The organism is Methylophaga sp., assembly GCF_030651745.1.
In genome coordinates, this window is sequence record NZ_JAUSCC010000076.1 from 1 (window position 1) to 18,701 (window position 18,701).

General features: G+C 43.7%; 20 protein-coding genes. 17 read left to right on the forward strand and 3 right to left on the reverse strand.

Annotated features, from left to right (window positions below):
* The 9 genes from hisH to tatC form a co-directional block, all read left to right on the forward strand.
* Window positions 1-396: imidazole glycerol phosphate synthase subunit HisH (gene hisH / locus Q7V21_RS08885; protein WP_304916952.1), on the forward strand; the 396-nt coding region annotated here is incomplete at its 5' end.
* 25 nt (window positions 397-421) lie between these two features.
* Entirely contained in the window at window positions 422-1,171 is a 750-nt protein-coding gene (gene hisA, locus Q7V21_RS08890; RefSeq protein WP_304916953.1) for a 1-(5-phosphoribosyl)-5-[(5-phosphoribosylamino)methylideneamino]imidazole-4-carboxamide isomerase, read from the forward strand.
* Between the two features lies 1 nt (window position 1,172).
* Entirely contained in the window at window positions 1,173-1,946 is a 774-nt protein-coding gene (hisF, locus tag Q7V21_RS08895; protein ID WP_304916954.1) for an imidazole glycerol phosphate synthase subunit HisF, read from the forward strand.
* On the forward strand, window positions 1,943-2,326 hold the full coding sequence (hisI, locus tag Q7V21_RS08900; protein WP_304916955.1) for a phosphoribosyl-AMP cyclohydrolase: 384 nt from the start codon (window positions 1,943-1,945) through the stop codon (window positions 2,324-2,326). Before hisF ends, hisI begins: the two co-directional genes overlap by 4 nt.
* Window positions 2,323-2,643, forward strand: a complete 321-nt coding sequence (locus Q7V21_RS08905) for a phosphoribosyl-ATP diphosphatase (RefSeq protein ID WP_304916956.1) — start codon at window positions 2,323-2,325, stop codon at window positions 2,641-2,643. Before hisI ends, Q7V21_RS08905 begins: the two co-directional genes overlap by 4 nt.
* Window positions 2,640-2,978 (forward strand): histidine triad nucleotide-binding protein, encoded by a 339-nt coding sequence (locus Q7V21_RS08910; RefSeq protein ID WP_304916957.1) that lies wholly within the window; start codon window positions 2,640-2,642, stop codon window positions 2,976-2,978. Before Q7V21_RS08905 ends, Q7V21_RS08910 begins: the two co-directional genes overlap by 4 nt.
* Before the next feature lie 9 nt (window positions 2,979-2,987).
* On the forward strand, window positions 2,988-3,230 hold the full coding sequence (gene tatA / locus Q7V21_RS08915; protein ID WP_304916958.1) for a twin-arginine translocase TatA/TatE family subunit: 243 nt from the start codon (window positions 2,988-2,990) through the stop codon (window positions 3,228-3,230).
* 5 nt (window positions 3,231-3,235) lie between these two features.
* Window positions 3,236-3,553 carry a Sec-independent protein translocase protein TatB gene (tatB, locus tag Q7V21_RS08920; protein WP_304916959.1) on the forward strand — a complete coding sequence of 106 codons (318 nt, stop codon included), beginning with the start codon at window positions 3,236-3,238 and terminating at the stop codon, window positions 3,551-3,553.
* Entirely contained in the window at window positions 3,543-4,286 is a 744-nt protein-coding gene (tatC, locus tag Q7V21_RS08925) for a twin-arginine translocase subunit TatC (protein ID WP_304917006.1), read from the forward strand. The genes tatB and tatC overlap by 11 nt, the downstream gene beginning before the upstream one ends.
* Here tatC and Q7V21_RS08930 read toward each other — a convergent pair.
* Together Q7V21_RS08930 and Q7V21_RS08935 are read right to left on the reverse strand one after the other, a co-directional pair.
* On the reverse strand, window positions 4,283-4,627 hold the full coding sequence (locus tag Q7V21_RS08930) for a pentapeptide repeat-containing protein (RefSeq protein WP_304916960.1): 345 nt from the start codon (window positions 4,625-4,627) through the stop codon (window positions 4,283-4,285). The genes tatC and Q7V21_RS08930 overlap by 4 nt on opposite strands.
* An 8-nt stretch (window positions 4,628-4,635) precedes the next feature.
* Complete coding sequence (locus Q7V21_RS08935) at window positions 4,636-4,884, reverse strand: hypothetical protein (protein ID WP_304916961.1); 249 nt, start codon at window positions 4,882-4,884, stop codon at window positions 4,636-4,638.
* Between the two features lie 180 nt (window positions 4,885-5,064).
* Between Q7V21_RS08935 and Q7V21_RS08940 the strand changes: the two genes are divergently transcribed.
* From Q7V21_RS08940 to Q7V21_RS08950, 3 genes are read left to right on the forward strand one after another with little or no spacing between them, the layout of a single operon-like run.
* Window positions 5,065-6,003, forward strand: coding sequence for an ABC transporter substrate-binding protein (locus Q7V21_RS08940; RefSeq protein WP_304916962.1), 939 nt, complete (start codon window positions 5,065-5,067; stop codon window positions 6,001-6,003).
* Between the two features lie 3 nt (window positions 6,004-6,006).
* Entirely contained in the window at window positions 6,007-9,981 is a 3,975-nt protein-coding gene (locus Q7V21_RS08945; RefSeq protein ID WP_304916963.1) for a PAS domain S-box protein, read from the forward strand.
* Window positions 9,982-10,006: 25 nt separating this feature from the next.
* Window positions 10,007-10,243 carry a TIGR02647 family protein gene (locus Q7V21_RS08950; protein ID WP_304916964.1) on the forward strand — a complete coding sequence of 79 codons (237 nt, stop codon included), beginning with the start codon at window positions 10,007-10,009 and terminating at the stop codon, window positions 10,241-10,243.
* Here Q7V21_RS08950 and folA read toward each other — a convergent pair.
* A complete protein-coding gene (gene folA / locus Q7V21_RS08955) occupies window positions 10,240-10,725 on the reverse strand; it encodes a type 3 dihydrofolate reductase (protein ID WP_304916965.1) in 486 nt (161 codons plus the stop codon). The genes Q7V21_RS08950 and folA overlap by 4 nt on opposite strands.
* A gap of 95 nt (window positions 10,726-10,820) precedes the next feature.
* Here folA and Q7V21_RS08960 point away from each other — a divergent pair, with 95 nt between their 5' ends.
* The 5 genes from Q7V21_RS08960 (at window position 10,821) to Q7V21_RS08980 (ending at window position 18,690) form a co-directional block, all read left to right on the forward strand.
* Window positions 10,821-12,446, forward strand: a complete 1,626-nt coding sequence (locus tag Q7V21_RS08960; protein WP_304916966.1) for a Na/Pi cotransporter family protein — start codon at window positions 10,821-10,823, stop codon at window positions 12,444-12,446.
* A 235-nt stretch (window positions 12,447-12,681) separates the two neighbouring features.
* Complete coding sequence (locus Q7V21_RS08965; protein ID WP_304916967.1) at window positions 12,682-14,856, forward strand: primosomal protein N'; 2,175 nt, start codon at window positions 12,682-12,684, stop codon at window positions 14,854-14,856.
* A 77-nt stretch (window positions 14,857-14,933) separates the two neighbouring features.
* Entirely contained in the window at window positions 14,934-16,697 is a 1,764-nt protein-coding gene (gene argS / locus Q7V21_RS08970) for an arginine--tRNA ligase (protein WP_304916968.1), read from the forward strand.
* Between the two features lie 9 nt (window positions 16,698-16,706).
* Complete coding sequence (locus Q7V21_RS08975; RefSeq protein WP_304916969.1) at window positions 16,707-17,324, forward strand: SPOR domain-containing protein; 618 nt, start codon at window positions 16,707-16,709, stop codon at window positions 17,322-17,324.
* Between the two features lie 91 nt (window positions 17,325-17,415).
* Entirely contained in the window at window positions 17,416-18,690 is a 1,275-nt protein-coding gene (locus Q7V21_RS08980) for a formylmethanofuran dehydrogenase subunit B (RefSeq protein ID WP_304916970.1), read from the forward strand.
* The last annotated feature ends 11 nt before the right edge of the window (window positions 18,691-18,701 follow it).

The following is an 18,701-nucleotide window of genomic DNA, read 5'->3' on the forward strand; positions in this document are numbered from 1 at the left end:
GGCATTTGTCTTGGCATGCAAGCTTTATTAACTCATAGTCAGGAAAACCAAGGTTCTGATGGTTTAAATAACATCAGTGGTGATGTGGTGTATTTTGACAAAGCGGTAGAACAGGGACTAAAAGTGCCCCATATGGGTTGGAATCAAGTTGAACAGACTTATGCTCATCCTTTATGGCAGGATATTGAACAAAACAGTCGTTTTTACTTTGTTCACAGTTTTTATGTTAAACCTGTAGATGAAGGGAAAGTGTCGGGCCGTAGTCAGTACGCATTACCGTTTGCAGCGGCACTGGCACAAGAAAACCTGTTTGCCGTACAGTTTCACCCTGAAAAGAGCCAGCATGCCGGCTTGCAGTTATTGAAAAATTTTATTAACTGGGACGGTCAGTCCTGACAAATTGTTTGATGGAGAAAGCGTTATGTTATTAATCCCTGCCATTGATCTTAAAGAGGGTCACTGCGTTCGATTGCGTCAGGGACGCATGGAAGATAACACTGTATTTTCAGAGGATCCGTTGGCCGTAGCAACCCGCTGGGTTGAAGCTGGTGCCAAACGATTGCATATGGTGGATCTGGACGGTGCTTTTGCGGGAAATCCTGTTAACGCTGATGTTATTCATCGAATCTGTGCAGCTTTTCCTGACTTGGATGTTCAGGTGGGCGGCGGCATACGTGATGAAGACACCATTCAAACCTATCTTGATGCCGGCGTTCGTTATGTGATTATTGGCACCAAAGCCATTAACGCACCGCACTTTGTCGGTGATGTCTGTGCTGAGTTTCCAGGCCATATTATTGTTGGACTGGATGCCAAAGATGGCAAAGTTGCCATTGATGGTTGGTCTAAATTATCCAACCACGATGTAATCGATATTGCCCAGCAATTTGAGCAGGACGGGGTAGAAGCCATTATTTACACTGACATCAGCCGTGACGGCATGATGCAAGGGGTCAATTTGCAGTCCACTCGTGATCTGGCACGCGCCATCAATATCCCGGTCATCGCTTCTGGCGGCGTAACCAACTATGACGATATCAAAGCACTTTGCCATTACGAATCAGAAGGTGTGATGGGCGCTATTATTGGTCGAGCCATCTATGAAGGCACTATTGATTTGGCAGAAGGCCAATCATTAGCCGATCGTTTAAATCCGCCTCTGCAATTCTGATATGGCTCTGGCAAAACGCATAATTCCCTGTCTGGATGTTGATGCCGGTCGTGTTGTTAAAGGCGTTCAGTTTGTCGATATACGTGATGCCGGTGATCCGGTAGAAATTGCCAAACGTTATGATGAACAGGGTGCCGATGAGCTGACCTTTCTGGATATCACCGCAACACATCACAACCGCGATACGATGGAAGATGTGGTCAAAGCCGTTGCCAGCCAGGTATTTATTCCACTCACCGTTGGGGGCGGCATTAGAACCGTCGCGGATATTCGTCGCATGCTAAATGCTGGCGCCGATAAAGTAGGCATTAATTCCGCTGCGGTTAAAAATCCGGATTTTGTTCGTGAAGCAGCTGAAAAGTTTGGTTCGCAATGCATAGTTGTAGCAATTGATGCCAAACGAGTTTCTGCGGTTGGGGAAACACCAAGATGGGAAATTTTTACCCATGGAGGCCGAGAAGCAACCGGTATTGATGCGGTTGAATGGGCCAAAAAAATGGTTGAACTGGGTGCTGGTGAGATCCTGTTAACCAGCATGGATAGAGATGGCACTAAATCTGGTTTTGATTTGGAACTCACCCGTGCTGTTAGTGATGCTGTTGTTGTTCCTGTTATCGCTTCCGGCGGTGTCGGTAAATTGCAGGATCTGACTGATGGCATCAAGCTGGGACATGCTGATGCCGTGTTGGCCGCTAGCATTTTCCATTTTGGTGAACATACCGTGGGTGAAGCCAAACAGCAAATGGCTGAGCAGGGTATTGAGGTTCGATTATGAGTGCATGGCTGGATCAAGTAAATTGGGGTGGAGATGGGTTAGCCCCCGTTATCACACAAGAATTTTCGACCAAGCAAGTACTTACTTTAGCCTGGATGAACCGAGAGTCATTACAACTAACCGCTGAAACCGGTCATGCTGTGTACTGGTCACGCTCTCGTCAAAAAATCTGGCATAAAGGTGAACAATCCGGACATCAGCAACTCATTAAGTCGATACGCATTGACTGTGATCAAGATGCCATTTTGCTTGAAGTTGAACAGCTCGGTGGCATTGCTTGTCATACTGGTCGCCATCATTGTTTTTTTCTCGAACTAAAAGAGGGAGAATGGCAAACCACAGAACCAGTCCTCAAAAATCCTGACGAGATTTACCGATGAGTGATACATTGCAGAAGCTGATGCAGGTGCTGAATGAGCGTAAAAACGCCGATGCTGACAGCTCTTATGTCGCCAGCCTGTATACTGCAGGCACTGATAAAATCCTCAAAAAACTGGGCGAAGAAGCCACCGAAACGATTATCGCGGGAAAGGCCGGAGACAAAGATCAAATTGTCTACGAAACCGCCGACCTTTGGTTTCACTCCATGGTTTTACTGGCGCATAATGACATTCCGCTAGATGCCGTTTTAAAGGAGCTGGAGCGTCGCTTTGGCTTGTCCGGGCATGATGAAAAGGCCAGTAGGAGCAAAAAATGACCGACTGTATTTTCTGTAAAATTATTGCTAGTGAGATCCCGTCCTCAAAAGTATACGAGGACGAGCTGATTTATGTATTTAAGGATATTAACCCAAAAGCCGATGTGCACTTGTTAGTCATTCCAAAACAACATATTGCACGACTGGATCATCTGGATCAGACTCATCAGACGCTGATTGCACATATGTTCCTCAAACTTCCAGCTCTGGCAATGTCGCAAGGTCTGGAAACCGGTTTCCGTACCATTATTAATACTGGTCCCGGCGGCGGACAGGAAGTAGATCATTTACACATTCATTTGCTAGGCGGTAAAAATCTGCCCGGCTTTCATTAGGAGCACATCATGGGTTTTGGTGGAATCAGTGTATGGCAGTTGTTGATCGTTCTGGTCATTGTCATCTTACTTTTCGGCACTAAAAAACTTCGCTCTCTGGGCGGTGATCTCGGCAGTGCTATCCGTAGCTTTAAAGCCTCTGTACGTGAAGGCGAAGATGAGAAAAAAGATGAAGCCGGTAATCTGAAACATGACAATGAAACCGAGCAGCATAAACAGCAACACGAAGAACACGACTCTACTAAACGCTAACTATTGTGTTTGATATAGGTTTTTGGGAACTGTTGCTTATTGCCATTGTGGCATTGGTGGTTGTCGGTCCTGAAAGATTGCCGAAAGTGGTTCGTGTATGTGGTTTATGGATTGGCCGTGCCAATGCATCCCTGCAAGCGGTCAAGAATGATATCGCCAAAGAACTGCGAGCAGAAGAAATTAAACAAGCTTTCAAGAAGCCCGATGATTTACCCGATTTGAATGAAATCATTGATCTTGATGAACCAGTAAAACCTAAATCAAATCCAGAGAAATCTTTAGACGACTCGTTAGATAAAAAACAGGCCGATGATGGAAAATAGTGAACAACAACCACTGATTTCTCATCTGGTCGAGCTGCGGGATCGCCTGCTGAGAGGTATTCTGGCTATATTAATCGTAGCGATTTGCCTGTTGCCGTTCGCTAATGATTTATATCTTATTTTGTCTGCTCCATTGCTTGAGCACCTGCCAGAAACCAGTTCCATGATTGCCACTGAGGTGGCTTCACCATTTTTAACCCCGTTTAAATTGACCTTGACGGTTGCCATTATGCTGGCAATGCCCGTCTTGCTTTATCAGCTGTGGGCTTTTATAGCGCCCGGCCTTTATCAGCATGAAAGACGCATTGTTTTTCCACTGATGTTTGCCAGCACTGTCTTGTTTATCCTGGGGATCCTGTTCGCTTATTTTGTGGTGTTTCCACTGGTATTCGGCTTTCTGACGCAGGCTGCCCCCGAAGGTGTAGCAGTGATGACCGATATCAGCAGTTATCTTGATTTTGTATTAAAACTGTTTTTTGCATTCGGCCTGGCGTTTGAAGTGCCCATCGCAACACTGCTTTTGATCTGGACAGGTATTTCTACCCGAGAAAGTCTGGCTCAGAAACGTCCATACGTGATTGTCGGTGCGTTTGTTATTGGAATGCTGCTAACCCCGCCAGACGTCATCTCACAGACGTTATTAGCCGTACCAATCTGGTTATTATTTGAATTGGGGTTACTAGTTTCGCGGTTTATCCCCAGAAACAGAGATAAGTCAGAAACAACAGATTAATCTTTGTAGCGCAATCTGGTTCCATGCTGCAATGAAAGGGTTATTTCTTCGGCAGTTAACGGCGTCGGAAAATAAACTCCCGATATTTTTGCACCATGAATACTGGCACCGCGAAGACTGATTGCCTGACTGAAATCAATACCACGCAAATCAGCCTGACGGAAATAACTATTGCTGAAATCCAGTCCGCTGGCAATCAACCCCTGAAGATTAAGATGACGAAAATCACAGCTGGTTAAATCAACCGTTTCTCCCTTGGCGATCCGATGATTAAACTCTTCTATTTTTCCATCGCGCAATAACTGATAGAGAGGATCTTGAGTGATTTTTGGTTCCGCCATCTTAAACCTCAAACAGTAATATCAATTGTGCCACCCGGGTTTTCTGTATCAAAACCAGCCGCTTCGCTCTGAGTTGTTTCATTAACAACAGCAACGGTTTGCAAGCTGGTTGGCTCCTGCTCCTGAGCAACCGTTGTTGATGCTGTTTCACTGTTCTGTTGCACAGAGGTCTGACGCCCCACCAACTGATTTTCTGAAGAAAGAGGGTTGGTCAATGTGGGCTGGCCGCTGAAAGGGGCAATACCTGGAATTTCCATTTTGCTGCTCCTGAAACGATATTTAGGATTACAGCTTACTCCGATCATTACTCAATTGTAAACGCAGGTTATTGAAAAACCATGTGTTTTCTCTCACTTTTAAGCAATCTAGGCAAATACTATTCTTCGTCTGTTTTTATGCTATCGTTAAGCTGACCTCAAACTGAGGGGGAGCAGGTCATGCGCTTGGGTAAACAGGTGGTTTTTCTGTTGGTTATTACCAGCTTATTTGCTTGTGATTGGCAAATTGAAAAGCCGCTTAGGGTAGGGACTATTCCATGGGCCGGCTACGAGATACTTTATCTGGCGCGCGATCTTGCCTATTACGACGATTCTCAGATCCAGCTCAAAGAATTAACCACTACCACCGACATCTTGAATGCATTTCGGCAAGGCCAATTAGATGCCATTGCTGTAACGCTTGATGAGGCACTGCGATTAACGGAAAGCCAAGCTGATCTGAAATTTATTCTTATTTTCAATATCTCCGATGGCGCCGATAAGCTGATCGTGAATCCCGACATAACGTCTCTTGCAGAACTGAAAGGGAAACGTATCGCAGTAGAGCAAAGCGGTGTCGGGGCTTATATGCTGTCTCAAGTGCTACAAATAGCAAATTTAGCTCCAAGTGACACTATTATCATTCCATCCACCGTCAATCAGCATTCGATGATGCTAAATAGCGGAGAAGTCGATGCCGTTATCAGCTTTGATCCCATTGCCTATCAACTGCAAAAGCAGGGATATATAAATCTGCTGGATAGTCGCATGTTGCCAGGTCAGATAGTGGATGTTCTTATCACTAAAGACCTCGTGCTCAAGGAGCAACAGCAAAATCTTCAACATTTACTTCATGGTTACTGGAAAGCTCGAAAATACTTGGCGGACAATCCAGACGATGCTTTAAGCCGAATTGCGCCGCGTTTAGGTGTGTCAACCGAAGAACTCAGTCTTTTTTATCAAAATCTGATTTTGCCGGAACGCGAACAGCAACGGACGATTTTTAATCAACAGCTGGAAAAGATTATCGAACAGATGAGTGCGTTAATGATTGAATCCGGCCTGTTAAAAAATGCGATTGATAGTCAACCATTATTGGTTCATGACTCTTTGGAGTAATGCATGCATCCAATCAAGACCTATCAACTCACTTTATGGTTACCTCTCACCGTAACCTTATTATTTCTCAGTATTTTGGTGTTTTCTTCTGTCAGTGAATACCGGCATCGTCTCCATGATATAAAACAAGCATCGAAAATCCAGCTTCATGAAGCGGGATTGCAACTTGGCCATAGTATTGAATATGCCATTGCTAATAATGATAACCAGCAAGCCAGAAGCAGTGTGGCACGTTTTTCCTTGCGTGCTGATTCTCAATTGGCCATCTTGATCAACAGCAATAATGTGATTGAATCTGCTTCCTATTTTATCTGGCAAAACCAACCAGCAGATAAAGTACTTGATGAAAGACTTCTGCAATATATTGAGCTTGCACGCTCGACCGAAAGCATCTTTGACGATGAGAATGCTAAAAAGGGTTTATTGACCGTTGTTTTTCCATTATTAACATCAGATCAAGGCCACATTCTGGTTCTGCAGAGCTCCGTTAAACTTAAGTTACAAAAAGCTCGAATAGATACCATTACCGCGCTGATTCCAATTCTTTTGCTGATGGTACTGGGTAATCTTTTTTTAATCGCTCTGATTCGTAGACTGGTCACCACCCCGTTAAAGGCACTGCAAACTCTCTCGCAACAAATTCAAAACCAGCAATTTGATTTGACCAATCCGCTCACTGGCAACACCGAGCAGGCCCATATAGGCAAAACATTGGTTGATGCCGCTCGCCAGTTACAATCGCATATCAGTATTTTGACTGAAAATGAACAGCGTCTGAGAATCACCTTGGAATCGATTGGTGATGCCGTAATCGTCACCGATGCATCGGGCAATATCACTCGTATGAATCGAGTAGCCAGTGAATTAACTGCCTGGCATGAAAAAGATGCTATCGGCCAACCCTTGCCCAAAGTTTTTGATATTTATCAGGCTGATACCGGTGAAAAAATGACTAACCCGGTGGATCTCGTGCTTCAGAAAGGTGTAGTAGTTGAATTATCCAACCATACCGTTCTGTTGGCTCGTAACGGTGAGCGTTATCACATATCGGATAGTGCGGCACCGATTCGGGTAGATCATCTTCGGCAAACTGAAATCCTCGGCGTGATTCTGGTTTTCACCAATGTCACCCGCCAGTACCAGTTACGTCAGGAGCTACGTCAATCGGTAGATTTTTTGAAAAATCTACTGACGATAAGTCCATGTGTCACCTACATTCTGGACGTGAAACAGGGAACGCCTCCAGAATTTCTGCTTAGCTATATCAGTGAGTCGGTGAACCATTATTCGGGGCATGACGCTGAATATTGGTTAAATAATCCACAGGCTTGGCAGCAATGCATCCACCCGAATGATATTAATAAAGTCCGCAGAACCTTATTCACTGTTTTACAAACCGACAAACCCATCAGCAATCAATTCCGCTTTCGTCACCGTGACGGTCATTACATCACTGTTCAAGACCATCTCTCTGTTGTAAGAGATGAACAAACGTCAATGCTGCAGATTGTCGGCGTAGCGTTGGATATCACTGAACAGAAGCAGACTGCCGAGCAAAATGCATTATTTGGTGAAATTCTTGAGCGCTCATTAAACGAAATCTATGTGTTTGATGCCCAGACTTTTAAATTTATTCAAGTAAACCATGGAGCAAAAACCAACCTCGGCTACAGTAGCGAAGAGTTACAAGAAATGACGCCGGTTGATCTTAAAAAAGACTACAACATGGCCTCTTTTAAAGCGTTGATTTCACCACTGTTAAATGGCGAAACAGCAAGACTGATTTTCGAGACCAATCATAGCCGTAAAGATGGCACACGCTATGATGTCCATGTGGATTTACAGACAGCAGAATATGGCGATAAATTGGTATTTATTGCGATTATTGAAGATATCAGTGAGCGTAAACTTGCCCAAAAAAACCTGCAACAGGAACGATCCTTATTAAGAAGCATTATTGATTCGTCGCCCGATTTAATTTTCTGTAAAGATGGTCAGGGAAGATACATTCGATGTAATCAGGCCGTGATGAGTTTTCTGGGTGCGGACGAACAAGAGATTATTGGCAAAACCGATTTTGACTTTTATCCGGAAAAAGAAGCACGTAAATTTCGGCATAGCGATCAACTCACATTACAGCACGGATCCAGTCAATTTTATGAAGAGCATAAATACACCGCCGATGGCCAACAGGTGTTTTTTGAAACACTGAAAACCCCGTTTAAAAATGAGTCTGGAGAAACCATTGGTGTGCTCGGCATCAGTCGTGATATCAGCCGCCAACATGAAACAGAAAAAGAATTACGACTCGCCAGTCTGGTATTTAACAATAGTAACGAAGGCATCATTATCACTGATCAGGATAATGTCATTATTACCGTCAATCCGGCTTTTACCGCCATGACCGGCTTTTCATTGGAAGAAGCGGTGGGCAAAAATCCTTCCATCTTAAGCTCTGGAATTCATGACCAATTTTTTTATGAACAAATGTGGGCTCAGCTGGAACAACAGGGCTTCTGGTCTGGCGAGGTACAAAACCGACGCAAAAACGGCGAAACCTATCCGCAATGGCTTTCCATTAGTCGCGTGGAAAATACCCAACAGCAAACACATAACTATGTCGCCATCATGTCGGACATCAGCAAGTACCGCGAAGCGGAAGAGCAAATTAATTTCCTGGCCCACCACGACGTACTGACCAGTTTGCCCAACCGTGCCTTACTTAAAGATCGTATTGGCCAGGCGTTGATTTCCGCAGAGCGTCATCAGCAAAAACTGGCATTGCTGTATCTGGATTTGGATCGGTTTAAATTTATCAATGACAGTCTAGGCCATGCGATAGGCGATAAATTACTGGTTAAAGTTGCCGAGAGATTATCCAAGCAGGTACGTGAAGAAGACACGGTATGCAGAACTGGTGGTGACGAGTTCATTATCTTACTGCCCGATACCGACGCAGATGGGGCCGGCCATGTTGCACAGAAACTAATCGAAAACATCACGACGTTGTTTGAAATTGACGGTAATCAGTTATTTGTCACGTTATCAATTGGTATCAGTATTTATCCTGATAATGGAGAGGATGCGGAAAGTCTTAACAAACATGCAGATACCGCTATGTATCGGGCAAAACAGGCAGGGCGCAATCAATATCAGTTTTTTACCGCAGAAATGCATTCACAAATTGTTTATAAACTGGAACTGGAACATGCCTTACGATTTGCATTGAGTCGCGGCGAGCTTTCGTTGGTTTATCAACCGTTATTGGATATCAAACTGAATAAAATTACTGGCGCTGAAGCATTATTACGCTGGAAACATCCTGATTTAGGCATGATTTCGCCTTTCGATTTCATTCCCATTGCAGAAGAAACCGGCATGATCAATCCAATAGGCCAATGGATTTTGCATACGGCAATAGCACAATGTAAACAATGGATTGAGGCTAATCATGATTTAGTCATTGCGATAAATCTCTCCGCCGTACAGTTCAATAACCCGTTATTAGTCAGCATGATTACTTCCATCCTGGATGAGTACCAATTTCCTGCAAACAATCTTGAGCTGGAGATTACCGAATCGGTCGCCATGATTAATATTGATTTGACTATCAAACAACTTAAAGCTCTGGCTGAAGCGGGGATCCGTTTATCTCTGGATGATTTTGGTACCGGTTATTCCTCTTTGAACTATCTGAAAAAATTTCCCATTGATAAGCTCAAAATTGATCAAAGCTTTGTATTTGACATGTTGGTTGATGAAGACGACGAGGCGATTGTCGATGCCGTAATAACCTTAGCCCGTTCATTAGGGCTTAAAACTCTGGCTGAGGGCGTGGAAACAATGGAACATTTGCACGCATTAAGAAATAAAGGTTGTGATTATATGCAGGGATTTTTGTTCAGTCGCCCGGTTCCTGCAGAACAGTTTATGCGTTTATTAAATCATCCACCGTTGGGTAATTTAGGCGTAGACTGAACATACATTGGTAATGGAGCCGGATATGCAACAGCAAAAAATTGATCAGATCGAAGTCTTATTACAATTTGATCCCAGCAATACGCTGCAAGGTATAAAAATTCATCATTCAACTGCGCGTGATGGTCTGGTTGAAGCGGCACAGCAATTATTTAACAACGGTTTGATTACCCAACCTGATGGCGGTTATCTGACCGATCTGGGCCATGAAACTGCTGAACATCTACATACGGCAATACAACTGATGTCTCCGGCAAATTAGACGCGCTGGTAAACCTCAAAACTATAGGCATAGTCGTTTTTTTCATCGGCCGGGTGCGATTCCTGGCTGATTAACTGCCACTGTGTTTTATCCCATTCAGGGAACCAGGTATCACCTTCCAATTCAGCATGGACTCTGGTGAGATAAAACTTATCGGCGATATCAAACATTTGTTCAAATAACGATGATCCGCCAATGACCATGATTTCATCGGCATCTTTAGCAACCGCTAACGCTTTATCTATCGAATCAACTACATCACAACCCGCTGCCTGATAATCCGGCAGAGAACTGACCACAATATTCTGTCGTCCAGGTAATGCTCTGCCAATCGATTCATGGGTTTTGCGGCCCATCAAAATAGGTTTCCCCATCGTAATCCGGCGAAAATATTGCAGATCAGCAGACAGTCGCCATGGCAGATCATTGTCCCGTCCAATTAATCCCTGTTCATCCATCGCCACTACAAACGCCGTTTTCATTACACACCTCATTGATTTACTGGTCATAGCATAGCATCGCTTAATTTTTATCCGGTATTATCCATTAAACGATAAATCAATCAGGCAGGTGAAGTATGGTGAATATGCTGGGGTCGCTGTTAGGCGGCTTAGGTTTGTTTATGTTGGGGATGTGGTTGATGACTGACGGCCTTAAACAAATTGCCGGGGATAAGCTCAATCAAATCCTGCAAAGCTGGACTAACACCCGTCTACGCGGTCTCAGTGCTGGTTTTCTGCTCACTGCTATTATTCAACACTCCGGCGCCGTTACTCTTGCCACTATTGGTTTTGCCAATGCAGGCATTATCAGTCTGCGAAGAGCTATGTGGATTGTGTTTGGCAGTAATGTCGGAACCACGGTTACTGGTTGGTTGGTGGTACTAGTCGGTTTCAATCTGAATATTGAAAAATTTGCTTTACCATTAATTGGTATCGGCATGGCTATGCGTTTATTAGGCAGTAATCGTGGTTATGCCAATATCGGTCTGGCATTAACCGGTTTTGGTCTGCTTTTTATGGGAATAGCAGCCCTAAAAACCACTTTCAGTGGTGCCGACAGCTTGTTTGATTTGCATTTCTCCAGTGGTTTATTAGCCATTGATATTGTGTTGTTTGCTTTTGCAGGTTTAATCCTGACGACGTTACTACAATCATCCAGTCTCACCTTAACCTTGGCGTTAACCTCTCTGGCTGGTGGAATAATTGGTTTATTACCTGCAGCTGCAATTGTAATTGGCAGTAATCTGGGCTCCACTACAACGTCCATTTTTTCAGTTATCGGCAGTCAGCCAGTAGCCAAGCGTATTGTTGCCAGCCATGTAATTTTTAATCTTTTAACCGCCATAGTCAGCCTTCTTCTGCTGGTGCCGTTAATCTGGCTGATCCACTGGTTTCAGCAGTTAATTGTTGACGATGTGCAGTTCACCACCACATTAGTACTGTTTCACACAGTCTTTAACGTATTAGGTGTTGCCCTTATCTGGAAGCTGGCTGATCCCTTGGAAAACTGGCTGAAAACCAAATTCTCCAGTGTAGATGAAAGCATTGCCGAGACGAAATATCTGGATAAAACCACGTTAAAAATTCCGAATTTAGCCCTTACCTCAATCCGTCTTGAATTAATTCGATTAAATCAACATGTATTAAAAATGGCGACCCACTGTATTCATAAAAACCGGCCTGTGAGTTGGTTAAAACAGCAGCACAGTTTCACTGAACAAAATGTTTTAAAAATAGGTGAGTTCAGTCGTCTACTCTACCAGCAACACATTAATGAACAGATAGCAGAAAAAACCGCTGATTTGATACGGGTATCGCAATACTGTGACGCTATTTCCTCTCTTACCGTTGGTATTGCTGAAAATCGGGCATTATCTAATCAGCCTATTGAAGCTGAATTACAACAACAGCTGGCACATTTTAATGTCGACTGTTTAATGCTGATTGATACCGCCACACTCGATAAAGCCAGTTATGACTTATCCAATCAGCTGGAAACTCTGGAAAAATCCTATATTTCATTAAAATCATTATTGTTGCGGCGTGGTGCTGAAGGGAGACTTTCTATTGCTCGCATGGAAAAAGAATTACAGGCCATATCTCAACTCAGACGACTCTGTCAGCAGGCTGTAAAAGCCACATCATTTTTTAAAACCAGCCAAGCCGATCCCCCTATTGATAACCTGGTAAAACAAGCTTAATAACTACGGTATGCTTTGCTTATAAAACAGATCATAAGCTGTGGATAAAATTACCTGTGGATAAGTCACCTAGTTATCCACAAGAGATCGATCCCGCAAGGGTAAAGTTATGCACAATTAAACCATTAATTAACTAGCTGAATAAAAAGACTTTTCAGGATTAGTACAGCTATACACAGGACTAAAGCATTAACATCATTAAAAAGATCTCTTTTATTTAATTTAGTATTGTTTAATGAGCTGCATCGTCGAAATCGCCTTATCCTGTCCATTACGCCAAAGTTTTGATTATCTGAGTGATGATCCAGCTGAGAATTGGCAAATAGGCATGCGCGCATCGGTATCATTTGGCAGCAGACAGTTGATCGGAATTGTTATTGCTATAAAACCAATAGCCGAAAAAGCCGTCGATAAATTAAAAAAAATTGATCAGCAAATTGATAAACAGCCATTTCTACCCCTAGAGATAATGCAGCTGGTGCAATGGGTGAGCCGTTATTACCATCATCCTATCGGCGAATGCTTTCAAGCTGCTTTACCTAAACGATTACGGCTTGGCGATGCTGATGAAATGCAAACTGAAACTTATTGGTCTTTATTACAACAACCAACTAGTAAACCGGGCAAGAAACAGCAACAGATCCTGGATTTGCTTGAAGACTATCCTGATGGTTTAAGTGAAAAAGCACTAAGAGTTCAACTGGGTAATGTAAAAAGCAGCTTGTCAGCACTGGAACAACAGAATGCAATTATTGCCAGAGAGCACATTGCCTTACCGGTACCTTGTTTAGAATTACAGCAGCAGGTTTCACTAAATAACCAACAAAAACATTCAGTTGAAACTATTTGCAATACAAAAGGGCAGTTTTCAAGCTTTTTGTTACAAGGTATTACCGGTAGCGGTAAAACAGAGGTTTATATTGAAGCTTGCCGTGAATTTGTGGAAAACCAACAGCAAGTTTTAGTGTTAATTCCAGAAATAGGTTTAACCACACAGTTTGTTGAACGTTTCAGGCAATCGTTGAATGCCAGTATTGTGGTCATCAATTCATCGGTTTCAGACGCTGATCGCAAGCAAGCCTGGTTACTCGCCAGAGCCGGTAAAGCAGATATTATTATCGGCACCCGTTCTGCGGTTTTTACCCCAATGCTTAAACCGGGCCTGATTATTATCGATGAAGAGCATGACAGCTCATATAAACAACAGGATGGTCTGCGTTATCACGCCAGAAATGTAGCCTTAATGCGGGCTAAAAGTTTAAATATCCCTATTGTGCTGGGTAGTGCGACACCGTCCTTGGAAACCTTGTATCAAGTAAAACAGCAACGTTATCAAAAGCTTGAGTTAACGGAACGGGCTGGTGGCGCAAGTTTACCCAAGGTTTCGCTGCTAGCAGCACAAAATGCCAGTGAAAATAATGGCTTAAGTTCAAATTTAATCAAAGCAATAGAAAAACATATCAATAAAAACCATCAGGTTTTACTGTTTATCAATCGACGTGGCTTTGCTCCGGTATTGATGTGTCATCAATGTCATTGGCAGGCAAACTGCAGAAGCTGCGATGCCAAAATGGTGGTACACCAACATCAAAACCGTTTGTTTTGTCATCACTGTGGATTAATACAAATATTGCCAAAAAGCTGTCCAGAATGTGGCAACACGGAACTGAAAAGTTATGGCGTTGGCACTGAAAAAGTTGAACAGGCACTTACAACAATTTTTAAAGATGTACCTGTGTTACGAATAGATCGTGACAGTACCCAACGGGTGAACTCATTTGCCAATATGGTCAAGCAAATTAATCAAGGCCAGCCAGCTATTTTGGTTGGTACTCAGATGTTAGCCAAAGGCCATGATTTTCATGATGTCACTTTAGTTGGGGTTGTGGATGCTGATCAGGCTTTGTTCAGTGCTGATTTTCGGGCTACAGAAAGTCTTGCCCAATTAATCACCCAAGTGACCGGTAGAGCAGGACGTGGTCAAAAAGCCGGAGAGGTGTTAATTCAGACTGAACAGCCAGAACATCCTTTCTGGCAAAATCTGTTGCAACAAGGGTATGAAACCGTTGCCGATAATTTATTATCAGAACGCATTCAGATGGAATTACCTCCGCATGGTTTTTGGGCAGTATGGCGGGCAGAAGCAAAAGAGAAAGAGTTAGCGATGCAGTTATTGCAGCAGATCGCCGAACTGTTACATCAGTCAAACTCATCTGTATTAATTCTGGGACCGGTACCAGCGTTAATGGAAAAACGTGCAGGTCGATATCGGGCACAATTACTGATGCGATCCGCAGATCGCGGTGCACTGCATCAATTAATCGATCAGCACATCAATTCGGTAACCAAGCTTAAACTGGCGCGAAAAGCTCGTTGGTCGTTAGACATCGATCCTACTGAACTAATCTAATCCCCAGGATAGTGTCATCCATCAGCCTGATCGGTTAAAATTCGCCATCACATTTCTGTTACCTGGACTTCATTGCCTTGAAAGACCAATTGAAAAAAATTATCGAAAGCACATTAGCTTCGCTGATTTCACAACAAAGCCTTCCTGAAGATATTTCATCGATAGAGGTGAAGCTGGAACGAACCAAAGATCGCAGTCATGGTGATTTCGCCAGTAATATCGCTATGGTATTGGCTAAACCAACCAAAATGAATCCTCGTCAGATAGCAGGATTGATTGTTGATGCGTTGCCACAGCAAGATCTCATCGAGAAGGTTGAGATTGCCGGTCCGGGATTTATTAACTTCACTTTATCCGCTGCTGCCCGTCAGCAGGTGGTAGCTGAAGTATTGAAAAACGCCGGTCAATTTGGTCTGAGTGAATATGGTAAAGGCCAGAAAATTCAGGTGGAATTTGTTTCTGCCAATCCAACTGGGCCATTACATGTCGGTCATGGTCGTGGTGCCGCGTATGGGTCAGTGGTCAGCAGTTTACTTAAAGCTGTTGGTTTTGATGTACATCGCGAATATTACGTTAATGATGCCGGCCGGCAGATGGATATCCTTGCTACCAGTGTCTGGTTAAGATATCTGGAAAAATGTGGTGAACAGTTTACTTTCCCAAGCAACGGTTATCGCGGCGAATATGTGTTTGATATTGCTGAAACTCTGAAAAATCAGCATGGCGAAGCATTATTACATTCTGCTGCAGTGGTGTTTGACGGTGTACCAACAGACGAACCACAAGGTGGCGACAAAGAATTACACATTGATGGCCTAACAAATCAAGCTAAAAAATTACTCGGTGCCGAGTTGTACCGTGAATTATTTGATTTGGGATTGAATGCCATTCTGGGTGATATCCGTAACGATTTGGCGGAATTTGGCGCTGAATATGATGAATGGTTTTCTGAGCGTTCACTGGTTGAATCTGGCGTTGTGGATGAAGCAATTGAACAGCTGAAAGCTGCCGATATGCTTTATCAGCAAGATGGCGCATGGTGGTTTAAATCAACAGAATTTGGCGATGAAAAAGACCGTGTTGTGGTACGTGATAATGGCCAGGCAACTTATTTTGCTTCGGATGTTGCTTATCATCTGAATAAATTTCAGCGTGGTTTTGCAGAAATAATTGATATCTGGGGTGCCGATCATCACGGTTATATTCCACGTGTTAAAGCAGCCATGGCAGGTTTACGTCAGGATATCAGCAAACTGAAAGTGTTACTGGTGCAGTTTGCCGTGTTATATCGCGGTAAAGAAAAAGTCGGAATGTCGACCCGTAGTGGTGAATTTGTCACCTTACGTGAACTGCGTGAAGAAGTTGGTAAAGATGCTGCCCGTTTCTTTTATGTGCTGCGTGGTGCTGACCAGCATATGGACTTTGATCTGGAACTGGCTAAATCACAGAGTAATGATAATCCGGTATATTACGTGCAATATGCGCATGCCCGGATTTGCAGTGTATTCCGTCAATTGGCAGAACGACAATTGAACTGGGACCAACAAGCTGGATTACAGAATCTGTCTTTACTGACTGAAGATCACGAACAGGCTTTATTGACCATGTTGTCGCGTTATCCGGAAGTGGTAGAACTGGCAGCAATTACCTATACACCACATTTGTTAGCACATTTTCTGATGGATTTAGCGCGTGATTTTCACACCTATTACAACGCGCATCAGTTTATGACCGACGATATCAATGTCAGTCAGGCACGTTTAACGTTAATCACCGCGGTCAGACAGGTTATTGCTAATGGTCTGGGCTTAATGGGCGTTTCAGCGCCACAATCGATGTAAGAGGTTTTTGTGGCAGCGAGAAGAAATACCCGTAAACCGACACCAAAACAAGGCGGAAGTATGCCTTGGGGGCCTATGCTCATCAGTTTTGCGGTCGGTGCTTTTGTAATGTTTTTATTACATCTGAAAGACAATGTTCCTGCTGATCAACAACAGGCAAAAACCACACAGCAACAACAGAAAAAATCTGGCGTAGAACCGACTTTTGATTTTTATACCTTGCTGCCGGAAACGGAAGTAGTGGTGGAAAAACCCAAACCTATCGCCAACCAACCGCAAAAACCGATAGTATCTTCACCACCAGAAGAAGTAGCTGAACCAGCTCAGCCATTAAATGAAACTCCACAGCAGACTCAACAGGCTGCAGTTGAACAACCGGTTGATACCGTGACGTATATGATTCAGGTTGGTTCGTTTAAAAAACTTGAAGATGCTGATGGTTTTCGTGCACGGTTAGCCTTTTTAGGTATTGAATCAAAAGTACAAACCGTCACAATTGATAATACTGATACATGGCATCGTGTACAGGTTGGGCCGGTAGCAGGACGTGAAAAAGCTGACGCTTTGCAGAAACAGTTACGTGACAACAATATTGATTCGCTTTTATTACGAGCAAAACACGGTTAGCGGTTATCAGTATTGCTGCTAAAAGCCAGCTTGGGCTTGAAGCAGGTCATAAAGGCCCCAGTTTATTTTAAGAACTATCGAGGACAGCGATATGACAGAAAACAGCACGGCAACCGTTTGGCATGAAGTTGCCAGCCCTTTTTGTGGGATAGCGTCCGATGATCTGACCATTGAGGTTACTGGTCATCACGTTAAAGTGCTGGAAAATGGTGATGCTGTCACTCGACCGGGATTTGAAACCCCTATCGGCGATACCCAGCCTCGCATCAATGGCAAAGAAGTGACATTGGATCAGGCGGTATCACACATTGCGAATTTATTGATAAACAGTAAACAACCGCTGATTGCTGGTTTAGGTACCGATCTGAATGGTGCTCGTGCCGCCATGGCATTAGCCGATAAAAGTGGTGCCACTGTCGACAGTTTTTATTCTCCTGCTGCCTTTCGCAATATTCTGGTGTTGCAAGACACTGGTTATATGACAACCACTTTGACCGAAGTCAGAAACAGGGTCGATGTTTTGCTGGTGGTCGGTACTGATATTGAATTAACTTTCCCACGCTTTTTTGAACGTATGGTGTGGAATAAAGAAAGCATGTTTGGCCAGGAGATTGAATCTCGCGAAGTCATTTATCTGGGCAAACCACCTAGCGGCGATGCGTCCACTTCACCAAACGGTAAAAAAGCACAGCTTATCGCCTGTGACAATGCTGATTTACCAGAAGTCGTTTCGGTTTTACGAGCATTACTCAAAGGTAAACATATTCAAGCTGAAACGGTTGCCGGTGTAGCCGTCAGTGAATTACAGGCACTGGCCGAAAAATTAAAAGCAGCGAAATATTCAGTGGTGACCTGGTCTGCTGGACAATTGGACTTTGATCATGCGGAAGCCACCATTCAAAACGTTTGTGAAATGATTAAAGAGATCAATGCCACAACGCGCAGTAATGGTTTGCCACTAGGTGGCAAAGAGGGTGATACCACCGTAAATGCAGTGGCATCCTGGCAAAGTGGTTATCCAATGCGTACTACATTTAATCGACGTTTTCCCGATTACGATCCGTTTTTAAATGACAGCCGACGTATTCTTGCTGACGGTGAGAGTGATGTGGTTATCTGGGTTTCCAGTTTCAATACCACTGTTACACCACCAGAATCATCAGCGACAACCATTGTGCTGGGACGCAGTGGGATGCAGTTTGCAACGGAACCGGAAGTGTATATTCCAGTAGGCGTTCCGGGAATTGATCATGAAGGGCGAACATTCAGGACTGATAGTGTTGTGTCAGTACCTTTAAGAAAATTACGTGACAGCGGCTTACCTAGCGTGTTTGAAGTACTCAGTGCGGTCGAACAGGCCCTGTAAACGGAGATAAA

Bases quoted from the DNA above. Each gene is read 5' to 3' on its own strand.
- hisA (WP_304916953.1), top strand. From the start codon at position 422: ATGTTATTAATCCCTGCCATTGATCTTAAAGAGGGTCACTGCGTTCGA.
- Q7V21_RS08980 (WP_304916970.1), top strand. From the start codon at position 17,416: ATGACAGAAAACAGCACGGCAACCGTTTGGCATGAAGTTGCCAGCCCT.
- Q7V21_RS08930 (WP_304916960.1), bottom strand. From the start codon at position 4,627: ATGGCGGAACCAAAAATCACTCAAGATCCTCTCTATCAGTTATTGCGC.
- tatC (WP_304917006.1), top strand. From the start codon at position 3,543: ATGGAAAATAGTGAACAACAACCACTGATTTCTCATCTGGTCGAGCTG.
- hisF (WP_304916954.1), top strand. From the start codon at position 1,173: ATGGCTCTGGCAAAACGCATAATTCCCTGTCTGGATGTTGATGCCGGT.
- Q7V21_RS08945 (WP_304916963.1), top strand. From the start codon at position 6,007: ATGCATCCAATCAAGACCTATCAACTCACTTTATGGTTACCTCTCACC.
- Q7V21_RS08960 (WP_304916966.1), top strand. From the start codon at position 10,821: ATGGTGAATATGCTGGGGTCGCTGTTAGGCGGCTTAGGTTTGTTTATG.
- Q7V21_RS08950 (WP_304916964.1), top strand. From the start codon at position 10,007: ATGCAACAGCAAAAAATTGATCAGATCGAAGTCTTATTACAATTTGAT.
- Q7V21_RS08940 (WP_304916962.1), top strand. From the start codon at position 5,065: ATGCGCTTGGGTAAACAGGTGGTTTTTCTGTTGGTTATTACCAGCTTA.
- hisI (WP_304916955.1), top strand. From the start codon at position 1,943: ATGAGTGCATGGCTGGATCAAGTAAATTGGGGTGGAGATGGGTTAGCC.
- Q7V21_RS08965 (WP_304916967.1), top strand. From the start codon at position 12,682: ATGAGCTGCATCGTCGAAATCGCCTTATCCTGTCCATTACGCCAAAGT.
- Q7V21_RS08935 (WP_304916961.1), bottom strand. From the start codon at position 4,884: ATGGAAATTCCAGGTATTGCCCCTTTCAGCGGCCAGCCCACATTGACC.
- tatA (WP_304916958.1), top strand. From the start codon at position 2,988: ATGGGTTTTGGTGGAATCAGTGTATGGCAGTTGTTGATCGTTCTGGTC.
- folA (WP_304916965.1), bottom strand. From the start codon at position 10,725: ATGAAAACGGCGTTTGTAGTGGCGATGGATGAACAGGGATTAATTGGA.
- Q7V21_RS08910 (WP_304916957.1), top strand. From the start codon at position 2,640: ATGACCGACTGTATTTTCTGTAAAATTATTGCTAGTGAGATCCCGTCC.
- Q7V21_RS08905 (WP_304916956.1), top strand. From the start codon at position 2,323: ATGAGTGATACATTGCAGAAGCTGATGCAGGTGCTGAATGAGCGTAAA.